Here is a 15437-nt window from a genome sequence, read left to right as displayed (position 1 = left end):
GCGACCCCTGTCGCGTAGCGGACCGGACCCTGGCTGTCGTCACGGCGGGCTTCGCCGTCGGCGGCCCCGGTCGACCCGGCGTCCTGCACAAGCTCTGGACCCGCGCCTGACCGCTGACCTGCGGCGCGTACGCCGGCGGCGGTGGTGCGGCAGGTGCGACGATACGGGCGGACGACTCCAGGAGGGCACCGTGACGTCGCAGCTCAACCCGTACCTGAACTTCGCCGGGAACACGCGTGAGGCGATGGGGTTCTACCACCGCGTGTTCGGGGGTGAGTTCGCGCTGACCACCTTCGCAAAGTTCGGCACGACGGACCCGGCGATCGCCGACCAGATCATGCACGGCAGGTTGCGTACCCCCACCGGGCACGTCCTGATGGCCTCGGACCTGCCGCCGGGCACGGAGATCCGGCGGGGTAACGCGAACACCGTCTGCCTCAGCGGGGACGACGCCGACGAGCTACGCCGGTGGTGGGCGCAGCTCGCCGAGGGCGGGGTGGTGCACGTGCCCCTGGAACGGCAGATGTGGGGGGACGAGTTCGGGCAGTGCGAGGACCGCTTCGGTACCCCCTGGATGGTCAACATTGCCCAGCAGCCGGCCTGACCGGGCGGTCCCGGGGCGTCCGGCCGCCGCCGGGCCGGGTCAGCCGGTGAACGAGACCAGGAAGCCCAGCCCCAGGCCGCCGAGCGTGAGCAGGTAGCCGACGCCGATGAAGATCGCGCGTCGGTGGCGCAGCGGGAACGGGACGAAACCCGCCAGCGCGACGAGCACCCCCAGCGCGGCGCCGCCCACCGGGGCGGTGAGCACCACCAGTTGACCGACGGGGCCGCAGATCAGCGGTTCGTCGACGACGTTGCCGGTGCCGCAGCCGGCGGCGGCCATCGGCAGGAACATCCCGACCAGGACGACGAGCACGGCGAGCGCCACGAGCACGACGACGGCGACGACCGCGCCGATCGTGGCCGCCGTACCGCTGCGGCGCTGGTCCCCTCGCGGGGCTGTCACACCCTGCGGACCGGTCGTGCCTACCATGCTGTCCTCCGGTCGCCCGATGCTCCGCCCCGCCATGGTGAGCGGGCTCACCGCGTGGGCCGACGAGCCGGCTGCCTCCCCGCCGGCCCCGTGGGCACCGGGCGCGGACCCGAGCGTAGAGGGCGCGGACCCCGGGGCGGCATGGCCGAGCAGGTGACACTCCCCACCGGATCGGTGTGGCCCGGGGTGTCCTGTCAGCTCCGGGAGCCGGGCCGAGGGGACTGCCGTACCGCGGTGACGGCCACGGTGGTGTAGCGCACCGTCAGGCTGCCGCCCCGCGCGTCGACGGCCGCGCCGACCTCCGCCAGGACCTGCGCCACCGCCTCCGGCGCGAGGGCGGTGAACTGGCCGTGGGTGGAGAGCATCTCCAGCAGCTCGTCGCGGGTGTAGGGCTGGTCCCAGTCGACGTGCCACTGCGTCGGCTCACCGAATCCGCCCGCCGTGCGGATCCCCTCCACGGCGGCGGTGAACAACGGCTGGTAGGCGGCCAGGCCCTGCCGGTCCGCGTGGAAGGTCAACGGCGAGTCGGGGGCCACCCGCTGGTACCCGGCGGCGAGGGTGGCCGCCACGGCCGGCGGGAGCTGGAACACGTGCCAGAAGGGCGCGAGCAGGCCGCCGGGACGGAGGATCTCGCCGGCCTTGGCCGCACCGGCGGTCGGGTCGACCCAGTGCCAGGCCGTCCCGGCGACGACCGCGTCGAAGGTACGCCCGGCGGGTGCCCAGGTCTCGAAGGTCGCCGTCTCGACCTCGACCCCGCTGCGGCGGGCGACGTCGGCCATCCGTGGGTCGGGCTCGACGCCGAGGACCGTGCAGCCGGCCGCCTGGAACTGGCGGGCCGCGATGCCGGTGCCGCAGCCGACGTCCACGATCTCGGGCCCGGGGCTGGCGGCGCGGATCCGCCGCACCAGGGCGTCGGGATAGCGGGGCCGGGTCCGGTCGTAGCGCGCCGCGTCGACGCCGAAGGACTCCGCGAGGTCCCGGACCTGATGGACCTGGGGCCGGGGAACCCCTGCGTGCTCCGGCGATACCGTGATCATCCGAACACTATAGGTGGATGTATGGCCACGAAGTGCGGCGAACCGCCGGCCGGCTCACCCCTCGACAGTGATATTCCTGATCGGAATAGGTGTTCCGCGCAGGTGTCTCGCTCGCGAAGGGACCCTGCCCCGGACGTCGCCGCTTTCAGCGCCGCCACGTCGGCGAGGCCGTCCGGGCCGGGCGGACGCCGGGCCGGCCCCGCAGGTGGCGGCCGGCCCGGACGGAGCGACGGTCAGTAGCGGGACCACTTCTGGCTCGCATGGCCCGTGCAGTCCCACAGGTGGAGCTTGCCGCCGTTGCCGGTGGCCCGGTCCCGGACGTCGACGCACCGGTTGGCACTGATGTTCACCAGGTCACCGGCGGGGGAGAGGGTGAAGCGCTGCACCGGGTTGCCGTTGCAGGTGACGAGGTTGACCTCGGTGCCGTTGGCGGTGCCGGCCCAGGCCGGGTCCATGCACTTGCCCATCGCCCGGACCGTGCCGTCGGAGGCGAACGTCCACTGTTGCGCGGCGGTGGTGTTGCAGTCCCAGATCTGCAGCTTCGCGCCGTCGACCGGGTTGGCGCTGGGGATGTCGACGCACCGGCCGCTGTGGGCCTGCCGCAGCCGGGTGGTGCCGGTGTTGCCGCCCGGCACGTAGCTGGACACCCGGACGTAGTCGACCAGCATCTGCTGCGGGAACTGGGTGGAGGCGTCGGGGTAGCCCGGCCAGTTCCCGCCGACGGCCACGTTGAGGATCATGAAGAACGGGTGGTCGAAGACCCAGCGGTTGCCACCGAGCCGGCTCGGGTCGACCCGGAAGAACTCGACGCCGTCGAGGAACCAGATGATCGAGTTCGGCTCCCAGTCCACCCGGTACGTGTGGAAGCCGTCGGCGAGCGGGGCGCCGACGGTCCGGCTGCCGGTGATGCCGCCGCCGCCCGAGTAGCCGGGGCCGTGGATGGTGCCGTGCACGGTGGTGGGCTCCCGGCCGATGTTCTCCATGATGTCGATCTCGCCGGAGTTGGGCCAGCCGACGCTGCCGATGTCGTTGCCGAGCATCCAGAAGGCCGGCCAGATGCCCTGGCCGCGGGGGATCTTGATGCGGGCCTCGAAGCGCCCGTACGTCTGGGTGAAGGTCTGGGCGGTCAGCAGCCGCGCCGAGGTGTACTCGCACCGACCGTAGTGGCACTGGTAGTTGTTCGGGTTCTCCCGGCGTGCCGTGATGACGAGGTTGCCCTGCCCGTCGTGCACGGCGTTGCTGGTGCTGCTGGTGTAGTACTGCCGCTCGTTGTTGCCCCAGCCGCCACCACCGATGTCGAACCGCCACTTGCTCTGGTCGACGGGGGTGCCGGCGGGGGCGTTGAACTCGTCCTGCCAGGTGATGCCGCCGATCGCCGCCTGGGCGGGCTCGGCCTGACCGGGGCCGACGAGGGTGAGGGTGAGGGTGGTCAGTGCGGCCGTGGCCAGGGCGAGCGCCCGGCGGACCGGTGTTGTTCTGTGCACGGGGGTCTCCTTGCGCGAGGGGTGGGCGCGGTGCGGCTCGGCCGTCAGCCGCGCCGCCACTTCTGGTTGGCGGTGCCGGCGCAGTCCCACAACTGGAGGCGGGCGCCGTCGGACCCGTTCCACTCGACGATGTCGACGCACTTGTTGGCCTGCGGGTTGACCAGGTCACCGGCGGCGGAGAGGACGAACTGCTGGGCCGGGTTGCCGCTGCAGTTGGCGATCTGGATCACCGCGCCGTTGGCGGTCGACCCCCAGGCCACGTCCATGCACTTGTTGTTCTGGGTGCGCAGGGTGCCGCCGGTGAAGGTCCAGGCCTGCGCGTTGGTGCCGTTGCAGTTCCACATCTGCAGCGGCACGCCGTCGGAGAAGTTGGAGCTCGGCACGTCGATGCACTTGTTGTTCCAGGTGCTGACGACCCGGCTGGTGCTGCCGCCGCCGGTGGTGGTCAGCGACAACCCGTAGGCGCCGAGGATCTCGTTCACCGGCTGGTACCAGGTGGTGCCGCCGGTGGAGCAGTTGCCGGACCCGCCGGAGGTGACGCCCTGCGCCTGGTCGCCGCTGATCCACGCCCCGCCGGAGTCGCCGCCCTGGGCGCAGGCGTTGCTGCGGGTCAGGCCGGAGACCGCGCCCTGCTGGTAGTTGACGGTCTCGTTGCGGCCGAGGATGGTGCCGCAGCGCCACCCGGTGGTACGCCCGGAGCGGCAGACCGAGCTGCCGATCGCCGCGTCCCGCGAGCCGGCCACGGAGACGGTGCCGCCGGAGTAGTTGTTGACCCAGGGGCGGGGCGTCCAGGTGCTGGTGGTGCGGACCCAGCCGTAGTCGTTGCCGGGGAAGGACGAGCCGGCCACCGTGCCCTGGGCGACGTTGTTGTACCCGAGCGTCGGGCTGCCCACTCCGCCGCAGTGACCGGCGGTGACGAAACCGCCGGCGACGGCGAAGCCGACGGAGCACAGCGTGTTGCCGTTGATGACGTACTGGTCGCCGCCGCGGATGTCGTACAGCGTGCGGGGCGCCTCGGTGGACTCGACGACGCGGACGGCGTCGGCGGCGACGCCGCTCGCGGCGGCGAAGGCGCGGGCCTCGGCGGCGGCGCCCGGTGCGGCCGTCACGACGACGCTGTTGCCGGGCACGTCGACGTACCAGCCGTGCAGCCGCTGCGGGTCGGCCCGCGCGCGGTGCCGGTCGAGGGCCGCCTTGCCGGCGGTGAGGGCCGCCTCGGGCCGGGCGACGACGGTGGCGTCGGCCCCGGCGGCGCGGACGGTGGGGACGAGCGCCGGGTCGGTGACCGCCACGGTCAGCCGGTGGCCGGTCGACGGGATCCACGCGCCGGCGAAGGCGGCGCCGAGCCGGGCGCGCAGGTGCTTCTCGACGGTGGGCGCGGCCGCCTCGACGCGCAGGCGGTCGGTGACCTGCCTGGTGGTCAGCCCTAGGTCACGGCGGAGGGCGTCGGCCACCTGCGGGGCGAGTCCCGTGACCGCGGCCGGGTCGTCGGCGGGGGCCCCGCCCGGGGTGCCGGCGGCGTGGCCGGGCGCCGGGGAGAGGCCGACGAGCAGGAGGGCGGCGACGGCGGTGCCGAGCGCACGCAGTGGTCGAGGCATGGTCATCCTCCCGGTACGAGGAAGCGACGAGCGCCAGAGAGCGCTCTCTTCTAGCGAACTCTGTCGATAGCACCCGATATTGTCAAGAGTGTTAACAGTTTTGGTCCGCGGGTCGGCGCGGCTCCGGACCCGCCGGGGGCGGGGGCGCCGGGGTCGGTGGAGGGGTGCGCGCGCCGGGACAGCCGCAGGATTGATCAGCTACTATGGGCCGCCTCTCGAATGAAGGAGCAGGCATTGACTCTCGATCGTCGACGTCTCCTGGCGCAGTCGGGTCTGGTGGGGATGGGGGTCGCCCTCGCGGGCGCGGTCGACGCGCTCTTCACGGCGGACCCCACCCTGGCGGCCGGTCGGGGCGGGTACGGCGACCTCGTACCGGACCCGGCGGGGCTGTTGGACCTGCCGCGCGGCTTCCGGTACACGGTGCTGTCCCGGGAGGGCGATCCGATCCCCGGTGGCGCCGTCGCCGGAAACTTCGACGGGATGGCCGCGTTCGCGGGAACCGGCCGCGAGGTCCGGCTCGTGCGCAACCACGAGATCTGGGAGCCGGACTCCGCGCCGGTCGTCGCCCCCCGGGCGCTGACCTTCGACCCGGGACCGGGAGCCGGCGGCGGGGTCAGCACCCTGGTCGTCGGCCCGCACCGCGTCGAGCAGCGGATCAACCTCGGCGGGACGTCGACCAACTGCGCCGGTGGGCTGACGCCCTGGCGGACCTGGCTGTCCTGTGAGGAGTCCGAGGTCCGCCGGGGCGAGGGCGGCCACGAGAAGGACCACGGCTGGATCTTCGAGGTCGACCCGTTCCGGCCCGCCCGCGACGAGGACCCCACCCCGCTCACGGCGATGGGCCGCTTCGCGCACGAGGCGGTCTGCGTCGACCCCCGCACCGGCGTGGTGTACGAGACCGAGGACTCCGTCGGTGGGGACAAGCACGGCTGCTTCTACCGCTTCCTGCCGCGCCGGCCCCTCGGCGGGTACGGCAGCCTGCGCGCCGGTGGCCGGTTGCAGGTGATGCGGGTGCCCGGGGTGCCCGACCTCTCCGCCGTCCAGGAGCCCGGCACCACCTTCCGGGGCGTGCAGTGGGTCGACGTGCCGGACCCGCTGGCCACCACCGAGCCGGTGCGCCTGCAGGACTACGGCCCCCGGGGCGTCACCCACGCCCAGAAGCTGGAGGGCGCCTGGTGGGGCACCGACGGCGCGGCGTACTTCGTCTCCTCCTTCGCGCTGCGCTCGTACGGCTCGGCCGGGGACCACCTGGGCCAGGTGTGGCGGTACCGGCCGTCGACCGGGGCGCTGACCCTGGTGGTGATCTTCCACGGCGACCCGTACACGGATCTGTTCACGACCCCGGACAACATCTGCATGACCCCGTTCGGGGGCCTGATGCTCTGCCAGGACGGGGTGGGGGACAGCTACCTCATGGGCACCACCGTGGACGGTGAGCCGTACCTGTTCGCCCGGAACCGGCAGAACATCGGCACCGAGGCCTCGCCCGAGTACGGCGAGTTCGCCGGGGTCTGCTTCTCCGACGACCGGCGGACGATGTACGTCAACTGCTACGAGCCCGGGACGACGTTCGCCATCACGGGACCGTTCCGCCGGTAGCGAGGACGACCCCGTCGGTGGCTGCGGGGCCGGCCGGGGGCGCGCCGGGACCCGACCGGTCCCGGGCTCGACGGTGGTCGGCCCGGGACGGTCGGGTCAGGCCGCGTCGATCTCGCGCTGGAGTTCGGCGATGAAGTCCTTCGCCGCCTGCTCGGGCGTGGTGCGGCCGAACAGCACCTGCTCGGTGTACCGCTTGAGGATGGCCTCGACGCCGCTGGCCCCCTTCGGGGTGACCCGGGGCGGCGCGGTGACCGGCACGGAGTCGAGGTACTCCAGGGCGGCCCGGTCGGTGGGGGAGAGTTGGCCGGCGATGGCGTTGCGGATCTTCGTGTTGGCCGGTACGCCCCGGTCGGTCTGCAGGATGGCGGCGGCCTCCTCGTTGTTGGCGAGGAAGTCGACGAAGAGCGCCGCCTCGGCGGGGTGCCTGCTGCGCGCGGAGACCGACCAGAACATCGACGGCTTGTAGTAGGCGCCCGGCGTGGCGGACTGCGCCTCACCGGGGAACCGGAGCAGCCGCAGTTGACTGCCGCTGGCCGTGGCCAGCGACGTGAGCTGGGTGTTCCACCAGGTGGCGAAGGCGGAGGCGTTGGTCGCCAGGCCGGACTGGTCCAGGGCGCCGCTGGCCCGCTCGACGGTGACCGACGCCGGGGGCGCGATGCCCTGCCGGGTGAGGTCGGCGAGGTACTGCCAGTAGCCGGCCAGCACCTGCGGCGGGATCGCCACGTCGCCCGCGTCGTCGTAGAGCGCGGCACCGGCCTGGCGGGCCCAGAGGGTGAGGCCGCCGGTGTCGAAACCCCAGGCCTGCACGCCGGTCACCGTGCCGCCGCCGGCCCGGGACACCTGCGCGCCGAGGCGCGTGAGGTCCTCCCAGGTCCACGTGGCGTCGTCGGGCAGCGCCACGCCGTACCGCGTGAGCAGGTCGGTGTTGACCACGACCGAGTAGATCGCGAGGCCGACGGGTAGGCCGTACTGCTTGCCGTCGATGGCTCCGGTGGCGAGGGCGTCGGCGTCGAAGTCCGCGGTCGTCAGGTGCCGTCGGGCCGTGCCGAGATCGAGCAGGGCGCCCCGCTCGGCGTACGAGGCGAGGTAGAGCTCGTCCATCTGGATGACGTCGGGGGCGTCGTTGGCGGCGACGGTGGTGGCGAGGCTGTCCCAGTAGCCGTTCCACTCCTTGAACTCGCCGGTGACCGTGATGGTCGGGTGGGCCTTCTGGAAAAGCTCGATGACCCGTCGGGTGCGCTCGTGGCGGGCGTCCGAACCCCACCAGGTGAACCGGAGGGTGACCGGCTCGTCGGAGAGGTCCTGACTGGCGTCGGAGCCGCCGCCGCAGGCGGCGAGCGCGGTGCCGGCGGTCAGCGAGACGAGCGCCACCAGCGCGGCGCGGCGGGTGAGGTGTGGGGGCATGGGGGGCCTTCCGGCGTCGGGCGGGGACGGTGAGGGGCCGGTCTACTTGCCTCCCGTGGTCGCGATGCCCCGGATCAGGTACCGCTGGCCGAGGAGGAAGGCGAGGAAGACCGGGATCAGGGAGACCACGCTCATCGCGAACATGGAACCCCACGACGTGGCGACCGTGGAGTCGACGAAGGAGCGCAGCGCCACGGGGACGGTGTACATCTGCGGGTCGGTCAGGTAGATCAGTTGGCTGAAGAAGTCGTTCCAGGTCCAGATGAAGGTGAAGATGGCGGTGGTCGCCAGGGCCGGCGTCATCAGCGGCAGCACGATCCGGAGGAAGATCCGGGGATGACCGCAGCCGTCGATCCGGGCCGCCTCGTCGAGTTCCCTGGGCAGCCCCCGGATGAACTGCACCATGAGGAAGACGAAGAACGCGTCGGTGGCCAGCATCTTCGGGACGACCAGGGGCAGGAAGGTGTTCACCCAGCCCAGTTGGGAGAAGAGGACGTACTGCGGCACGATGATCACGTGGATCGGCAGCATGATCGTGCCGAGCATGATCGCGAACCACCATCGTCGGCCGGCGAAGTCGAGCCGGGCGAAGGCGTACGCGGCCAGGGCGCATGAGACGAGGTTGCCGATGATGCAGCCGGCCACCACGATCGCCGAGTTGACCAGGTAGTGGCCGAACGGCGCGGCCAGCGCGTCCCAGCCGTCGGTGTAGTTGCTGGTCCGCAGGTCGGTCAGGAGCAGCCCCGAATCCCGGAAGATCGTGTCGTTCGGCCGCAGGGAACTGACCACCATCCACAGCACCGGGTAGAGCATCACCAGCGCCAGCAGGACGAGACCGACGTGCGTGGCGGTGCGGCGCACCAGGCCGCCGACCGCCCCCGGCCGGCGGGCCCGACGACGGCGGGCCGGGCCGCCGACCGCCGTCCGGGCGGTGGGGGGCGGCCGTCGGTCGGGGCGGTCAGTCATCGTAGAAGACCCAGTACTTGGCGGCCCAGAAGTTCACGGCGGTGAAGACGGCGATGATCGCCAACAGCAGCCAGGCGAGCGCCGAGGCGTACCCCATGTCGAAGTTGTTGAATCCCCGCTGGTACAGGTAGAGCGTGGCGAACAGGGTCGAGTCCGACGGGCCGCCGCTGCCCCCGGAGACCACGAAGGCCTGGGTGAACGACTGGAAGGCGTGGATGATCTGCAGGACCAGGTTGAAGAAGATGATCGGCGACAGCAGCGGGACGGTGATCCGCCGGAACTGCGTCCACCGGCTCGCCCCGTCGACCGCGGCGGCCTCGTAGTACATCACCGGGATCTGCCGCAGCCCGGCCAGGAAGATGACCATCGGGGCGCCGAACGTCCAGACGTTGAGCACGACCAGGGTCGACAGGGCGGTGCCGGGGTCGGAGATCCAGCCGCGTCCCGCGACGCCGACGACGTCGAGCAGCTGGTTGACGAGGCCGTCGGCCCCGAAGATCTGTCGCCAGAGGACGGCGATCGCCACGCTGGAGCCGAGCAGGGACGGCAGGTAGAAGGCCGACCGGTAGAAGGCCAGGCCCCGCAGCCCCCGGTCGAGCAGCATCGCCAGGCCGAGCGCGCAGGCCAACTGGAGGGGGACCGAGACGAGCACGTAGGTGACGGTCACCCCGAGCGACTGGTGCAGCCGCTCGTCGGAGAGCATCCGGGTGACGTTGTCCAGCCCGGTGAAGGCCGGCGGCTGGATCAGGTTGTAGTCGGTGAAGCCCAGCAGGAACGAGACCGCGATCGGTCCCGCCGTGATCAGCAGCAGCCCGGCGAACCAGGGCGACAGGAAGAGGAAGGCCGCCCTGTTGTCGCGGTGCCGCCGTGTCCTCGCGCCGGGGGCGCGGAGCCGCCGGAGTTCGCCGAGCGCGCTCATCCGGTCCCTCCTCTCCTGACTGTCGTCGGCGCGGGCCGGCCGGGGCTCAGGGTCGACCGGCGGCCGACGGGGTCCGCGCCGGGCGGGCCCCCGGGCGGCGTGGGTGGCGGGTTTAAAACGTTTCATCGCCGGCGGGAAAACGTATTCCACCACACGGGCGAAGGATGCTCAACCCCGTCGATGTCCCGGGTCGACGTGGTGGCGCTGTCGAGCTGCGTCGATGCGGGTTGGTCGGGTCCGGGGTGGACGGCCGTTCTCGCGGCGGCCCCGCCAGGTCAGGTCGGTGCTCCGGACCGGGTCGCCGTGCGGCCCGACGCCCACCGCGGCGGAGCCCGGTCCGCCAACGCCGAGGGCGGCGCACCGTCGCCGGTCACCAGCCGGACCGCCTGCCGGGCCGCGTCGACGCAGGTCGCGATCTTGCCGGAGAAGATCGAGACGGTACGCTCGTCGAGTCGCCGCACCAGGGTCGGCCGGGCGTCGGTCCGGTCCAGGTTCGGCAGCACACTGCGGACGGTGAACATCGAACCGTCGTGCCGGGCCTGCTCGAATCCCACGAAGAACTCCCGGCCGGCGGCCACGAAGGCGCGGAACCGGCTGTGCGCGCAGGGCGGGTGCACGCCGTTGTCCAGCAGGCCGGCCACGCCCCGGGGGACCAGTGGCAGGACCCCGACCGTCGTCGCGTGGATCGCGTGCGTGACGTTGCCGACCAGGAAGAGGTCGGTGTTCGCCAACGGGTCGACGGACAGGAACGGGCCGTCGAGCACCACGACGCTGGTGCCCCGGTACGGTGCGGGCAGGCGCACCACCGGCTTCTCGCAGACCTCGAACTGGTACTCGTCACCCGGCCCGGGAATGCCGCGGGCCAGGTGGTTGAGCCCGGCGTAGGCGGCGAGCGTGACGCGGTCGTAGTCGCGCAGGTCGGTCAGGCCGACCCGGTGCCGCAGCCGGACGGTCACCCCGGCGCGGCGCAGCCGCCGCCAGCAGATCCGGCGCAGCGTGTCGACGTCGAGTCCGTACTCCCGCACGCGCAGCGACACCTCGACCGACCGGCGGCGCAGGAAGGACGGCCGCTCCTCCCGGTATTCCAGGCCCACCTCGTCGCAGAAACGCAGGTACTGCTCGGCGGTGGTCAGGCTGCCCGTGCGCGCGATCGCCATGTAGTGGCGCTGGTCGGCCACGACCGCCTCGGGGTACTCCTCGACGAAGGTCCGGATGCCCTCGACGACCTCGCGGGCGGTCTCCGGGCTGCGCGGGTAGTGGTAACCGCGGTGCAGCCGGCGCTGGTTGACGTTGCTGGCCCCGAGCAGCAGGTCCGCGCCCTGCTCGTACAGGGTGACGGCGCAGCCGGCGCGGGCGAGGTGCAGAGCGGCGGTGACCCCGAAGACGCCCCCGCCCACCACGGCGACACGGGGTCCGGTGCGGTCCGCCATCGCTGCACCCCCTGTCGACGCCGCCGGCCGTCGCGCGCCAACCGCCGGCCCTGCACGGACCGGACCGTTTCGGCGGGACTCTATATCAGTATTTCGACCACCGGCCGTCGGAAATTGCGCGGATATGCGTGCGGGAACGCCGCGTTATGCGCCGATTATGCGTGGCCGCCGAAGGGCGACGACGGTGTCGTTCGGGGTGCTCTTGAGGGCGTCGCCGACATCATCGTAGGATCGATTTCCGCCATTCACTGTTCGTCCATTCCCGCCGGAGTGACTCGTGGAACTCGTCCGACCGGGTGACTCCGGGAACGGGGTGTCCCGGTGAGCCCGCCCGACCCGACCCGTGTCGCGCTGGTCGGCGCGCTCGGGCACGGTCTGCGGCACCGGCGCGCGATCGCGTCGCTGCGGGAACGGGGCCTCGCCCGGCTGGTCGCGGTGGCGAACCGGCGGCCGGTCACCCCGGAGGCGGACGCGCCACTGGACGGGGTGGCCGTCTTCGACGACCACCGCCGCCTGCTGCGGGAGAGCGACGCCGAGATCGTCGTGGTCTGCACCCCGCCGCACACCCACCTGCCGATCGCCCGGGCGGTCGTCGAGTCCGGCCGCGACCTGTTGCTGGAGAAGCCGCCGGTGGTCAGCCCGGACGAGTACGCCGTCCTGGCCGCCGCCCTGGCCCGCACCGGGGCGGCCTGCCAGGTGAACTTCCAGTCCCTGGCGTCACCGGCCCTGGCCCGGCTGGGCGCCGCCGCGACGCGGGGCGCTCTCGGCACCCCGACGCTCGTGTCGGTGGCCGGCGCCTGGTGGCGTCCGGACGCGTACTACCGGCGCTCACCCTGGGCCGGGCGGCGCGCCGTCGACGGGGTGGCCACCGCCGACGGCGCGCTGGGCAACCAGTTCGCCCACGCGGTGATGCAGTGCCTGGCCGTGGCGGAGCGGGTCGGCGGCCCGTACCGGATCGACCTCGTCGAACTGGAGCGGTACCGGACCCGCGACATCGAGGTGGAGGACACCGCCTGTCTGCGGCTGACCCTCAGCACCGGGGTCCGGGTCCTGGTGGCCGTCTCGGTCTGCGCCGCCGAGTTCGTCTACGGCGACCTGGCGGTGCACGGGGACCGGGGCAGCGCCCGGCTGGAGTTCCCGACCGACCGGCTCAAGCTCCCCGGCGACCCGGAGTTCCGCACCGTCACCGGCCGGGTCACGATGCTGGAGAACCTCGTCGCCCACCGTCGTGACCGCGCGGTGCCGTTGCTGGCCCCGCTGCCGGTCACCGCACCCGTGGTCGACCTGCTCGGCGTCCTGCACGCGGCCCCGGAGCCGGTGCCGGTGCCCCGCCGGCACCTGAGCCCGCATCCGGACGGCGACGGTCAGGTGCTCACCGGGGTCGTCGACGTGATCCGGGCCGCGGTGGCCGCCGGTGCCCTCTTCTCCGAGCTGGGGGTGGCGTGGGCCCGGCCGGCGTACCGGGCCACGCCGGGCCCGACGGCCGGTCCGCCCGCGCCGCCGCATCCCGCCTGACCAGCGGGTACCTGCTCAGGCGGGGTCGGTGGACGGTTGCCGGAGCCAGGCGAAACCCCGATCGTCCAACGGCAGGTTCTCCGCGAGGATGCCCTGCTGGAGTTGCTGGAGGTCCCTCGTCGGTTCCAGGCCGAGGCTCTCGACGAACCGTCGCCGGGTCTGGCTGTAGATGCGCAGCGCCTCCCCCTTGCGGTAGGAGCGGTACAACGCCAGCATGAGCATCCCGGCGAACTCCTCCCGGAAGGGGTGGGCCGACAGCAGCGGTCGCAGCTCGGCGATGGCCTGCTGGTACTCGCCCAGACCCAGCCGGGTCTGGGCGAGCAGGTGGTGCGCGCCCAGGCGCAGCTCGTCCCAGTACAGGGCCCGGTGCTCGATCTCCGTGCCGAGGGTGGCGCCCTGACCCAGCCGGCCGCGCCACAGGCCCAGGGCGGCCTCCAGGTGGTCGCGGGCCTGCGCGAGGTCGCCCCGGGTGGCGGCCTGCCGGCCCTGCTCCGCGCGGTCCTCGAAGAGGGTCAGGTCGAGTTCGTCGCGCCGCACGTGCAGCCGGTAGCCGGCCGGCGCGGACCGCAGCCGGTAGCCGATCCCGTCGGCGCACGCGTTGAGCAGTTGACGGCACCGGGCGGCGTACTGGCGCAGGTTCGCCGCCGCCGAGGCGGGGCTGCCGGCCGGCCAGAGGGCGCGGACGAGGTCCTGCCGGTCGACCGGCACGTCGGGCTGCACCAGCAGCGCGGCGAGCAGGCTGGCGGTCCGGCCGTTGGGGGTGTGCACGTGCCCCAGGTCGTCGACGATCTCGACGGATCCGAGTACCCGGAACTGCACCCTCATCACTCCCCGTGGCGATCGGACTGGTCGGGGCCGCCGCCGGCCGGACCGGACGCCGACGTCGGAGCCGGTCCACGGGGAACCGGCGGTGCTGCCCCGGATCACGGGTGGAGTGCGGCGACGTGACCCGACGGCCGCGCCGACGCGCCGCCCGGACGCCCAGGATAGCCCTTTCCTGAGTGGACCGGCGAGCGGTCGAGCACGATGGACGGTGATCTTCGCCATCGACACAGGCCGCTCCATCCGCCGGTGACGACGACCCGCGCGGGCCGCTGACCGGCGGGACTGCCGGGGTGGCGCCCACGCCGGCCCCACCCGTCGACCGCCGGACGGCCCCTCAGCGGCCGTACAGGCCGTCGCGCTCCCACCGGCGCACCGTCCGGTAGTCCCGCCCCACCTCCGCCGGGTCCTCGGCGGCGAGGTAGACGAAGCCGGGCGCGCTGATCAGGTCGACGGTCTGCGGCAACGCCGCGCCGGGCACGCCGTGCGCGGCGACCGCCACCGCCGTCGGCAATTCGCGCAGGCGCTCGCACCAGTGGGGTGCCTGGGCGGCGACCCGGGTCGGGTTGATCAGCGAGACGTTGCGGACCGAGGCCGACCAGCGCGGCGCCCGGTCGTCGAAGCCGGCGAACCCGACCGGGTCGACCAGGCACTGCACCTGCAACGACGTCTGGGAGACCCCGGAGAGCTTCGCCACCACGTCGGGCAGCGTCGCCCCGCCCAGGCGGGCCCCGGTCTCGATCAGCACCGGCCCCCGGTCGGTGAGCATGACCTCGGTGTGCGCCGCCGACGAGCGGACGCCCACCGCGTCGAGGACGGCGACGACGAAGTCCCGGATCGGCGCGGCCGACGCCGACCCCGGCTCGACGGGCTCCTCGTAGTCGTAGATCGGGGCGCCCGCCGGACCGGGCCGCTTGGTGTACCGCCACACCTCGGCGACGCGGTGCGTCCCGCCGTGGGACACGCTGTTGACGTAGAACTCGGTCCCGACGAGGCGTTCCTGCACCAGCACCCGCCGGTTGGGGACGCGGTACAGGTTGCGCGCGGCGAGCACCTCGGCGCAGGCCGCCCGGACCTCGTCGACGTCCCGGCAGAACCGCACGGTGTCGGTACCGGCGCTGTCCACCGGCTTGACCACCGCCGGGCCGCCGAGCGCGGCGGCGTACCAGGCGGTCGCGGCGGCCACCGTGTCGAAGGCCCGGCCGGTGGGGGTGGCGAGCCCCGCGGCGCGTGCCGCCTCGGCCATCGCCGCCTTGTCCCGCCGGGCCAGGACCGTGGCGATCTCGTTGCCGGGCGTGCCGAGCAGGTGGTTGAGGGTGTCGGCGAGGATCACCCCCGACTCGGTGCCCGCCACGACCTGGTCGACCCCGAGCGTCCGCAGCCGGTCGACCAGGGCCCGCCAGTCGGCGACGAAGCCGAGGTCGACCTCGTAGTCACCGGGGCGGAAGGTCGCCCGGAAGTACTCTCCGACGGTCTGCGCGCTGCGCACGTGCACACAGGTGACCCCCCGCCCGGCCAGCGCCCGGCTCAGCGCGCTGCCCGTGGAGTAGCCGTCCACCACGACGATGGTCGGCACGCCACCCACCTCCCTCCGGCCGTCGGCGGGCCACGCCGGGCCGCGCCGGGAACC

General features: G+C 73.1%; 13 protein-coding genes. 3 read left to right on the top strand and 10 right to left on the bottom strand.

Features of this window, described 5'->3' with window-relative positions; all coding sequences use genetic code 11:
• The first annotated feature begins 190 nt into the window (after nt 1–190).
• Nucleotides 191–604, top strand: a complete 414-nt coding sequence (locus AWW66_RS08965; RefSeq protein ID WP_067362571.1) for a VOC family protein — start codon at nt 191–193, stop codon at nt 602–604.
• 39 nt (nt 605–643) lie between these two features.
• Here AWW66_RS08965 and AWW66_RS08960 read toward each other — a convergent pair whose 3' ends face one another.
• The 4 genes from AWW66_RS08960 to AWW66_RS08945 form a co-directional block, all read right to left on the bottom strand.
• The gene (locus AWW66_RS08960) at nt 644–1006 is read right to left on the bottom strand and encodes a hypothetical protein (protein ID WP_067362568.1); all 363 of its coding nucleotides are present in this window, start codon (nt 1004–1006) and stop codon (nt 644–646) included.
• A gap of 221 nt (nt 1007–1227) precedes the next feature.
• On the bottom strand, nt 1228–2070 hold the full coding sequence (locus tag AWW66_RS08955; RefSeq protein WP_067362565.1) for a class I SAM-dependent methyltransferase: 843 nt from the start codon (nt 2068–2070) through the stop codon (nt 1228–1230).
• A 233-nt stretch (nt 2071–2303) separates the two neighbouring features.
• Nucleotides 2304–3554, bottom strand: coding sequence for a glycoside hydrolase family 16 protein (locus tag AWW66_RS08950; RefSeq protein WP_067362605.1), 1251 nt, complete (start codon nt 3552–3554; stop codon nt 2304–2306).
• A 44-nt stretch (nt 3555–3598) separates the two neighbouring features.
• A complete protein-coding gene (locus tag AWW66_RS08945) occupies nt 3599–5152 on the bottom strand; it encodes a ricin-type beta-trefoil lectin domain protein (RefSeq protein WP_067362562.1) in 1554 nt (517 codons plus the stop codon).
• A gap of 234 nt (nt 5153–5386) precedes the next feature.
• Between AWW66_RS08945 and AWW66_RS08940 the strand changes: the two genes are divergently transcribed.
• Nucleotides 5387–6751, top strand: a complete 1365-nt coding sequence (locus tag AWW66_RS08940; RefSeq protein WP_211271879.1) for an alkaline phosphatase PhoX — start codon at nt 5387–5389, stop codon at nt 6749–6751.
• 96 nt (nt 6752–6847) lie between these two features.
• Here AWW66_RS08940 and AWW66_RS08935 read toward each other — a convergent pair whose 3' ends face one another.
• The 4 genes from AWW66_RS08935 to AWW66_RS08920 all read right to left on the bottom strand — a co-directional run bounded on the left by AWW66_RS08935 (nt 6848) and on the right by AWW66_RS08920 (nt 11470).
• On the bottom strand, nt 6848–8155 hold the full coding sequence (locus AWW66_RS08935; RefSeq protein WP_067362556.1) for an ABC transporter substrate-binding protein: 1308 nt from the start codon (nt 8153–8155) through the stop codon (nt 6848–6850).
• 42 nt (nt 8156–8197) lie between these two features.
• Nucleotides 8198–9121, bottom strand: a complete 924-nt coding sequence (locus AWW66_RS08930) for a carbohydrate ABC transporter permease (RefSeq protein ID WP_067362553.1) — start codon at nt 9119–9121, stop codon at nt 8198–8200.
• On the bottom strand, nt 9114–10040 hold the full coding sequence (locus tag AWW66_RS08925) for a carbohydrate ABC transporter permease (protein WP_067362550.1): 927 nt from the start codon (nt 10038–10040) through the stop codon (nt 9114–9116). Before AWW66_RS08925 ends, AWW66_RS08930 begins: the two co-directional genes overlap by 8 nt.
• Nucleotides 10041–10315: 275 nt before the next feature.
• A complete protein-coding gene (locus tag AWW66_RS08920; RefSeq protein WP_067362547.1) occupies nt 10316–11470 on the bottom strand; it encodes an FAD-dependent oxidoreductase in 1155 nt (384 codons plus the stop codon).
• A gap of 321 nt (nt 11471–11791) precedes the next feature.
• On the opposite strand from AWW66_RS08920, the gene AWW66_RS08915 reads away from it, so the two are divergent.
• A complete protein-coding gene (locus tag AWW66_RS08915) occupies nt 11792–12985 on the top strand; it encodes a Gfo/Idh/MocA family protein (protein ID WP_067362544.1) in 1194 nt (397 codons plus the stop codon).
• A gap of 15 nt (nt 12986–13000) precedes the next feature.
• On the opposite strand, the gene AWW66_RS08910 is transcribed toward AWW66_RS08915, so the two are convergent.
• Both AWW66_RS08910 and AWW66_RS08905 read right to left on the bottom strand, forming a co-directional pair.
• Nucleotides 13001–13804 (bottom strand): AfsR/SARP family transcriptional regulator, encoded by an 804-nt coding sequence (locus tag AWW66_RS08910; protein ID WP_067362541.1) that lies wholly within the window; start codon nt 13802–13804, stop codon nt 13001–13003.
• Nucleotides 13805–14144: 340 nt separating this feature from the next.
• Complete coding sequence (locus AWW66_RS08905) at nt 14145–15383, bottom strand: ATP-grasp domain-containing protein (protein ID WP_211271878.1); 1239 nt, start codon at nt 15381–15383, stop codon at nt 14145–14147.
• Nucleotides 15384–15437 lie beyond the last annotated feature (54 nt).

The sequence above is a fragment of the Micromonospora rosaria genome (assembly GCF_001567585.1).
Lineage (GTDB): Bacteria > Actinomycetota > Actinomycetes > Mycobacteriales > Micromonosporaceae > Micromonospora > Micromonospora rosaria.
This window is presented reverse-complemented; position numbering and strand designations above follow the sequence as displayed.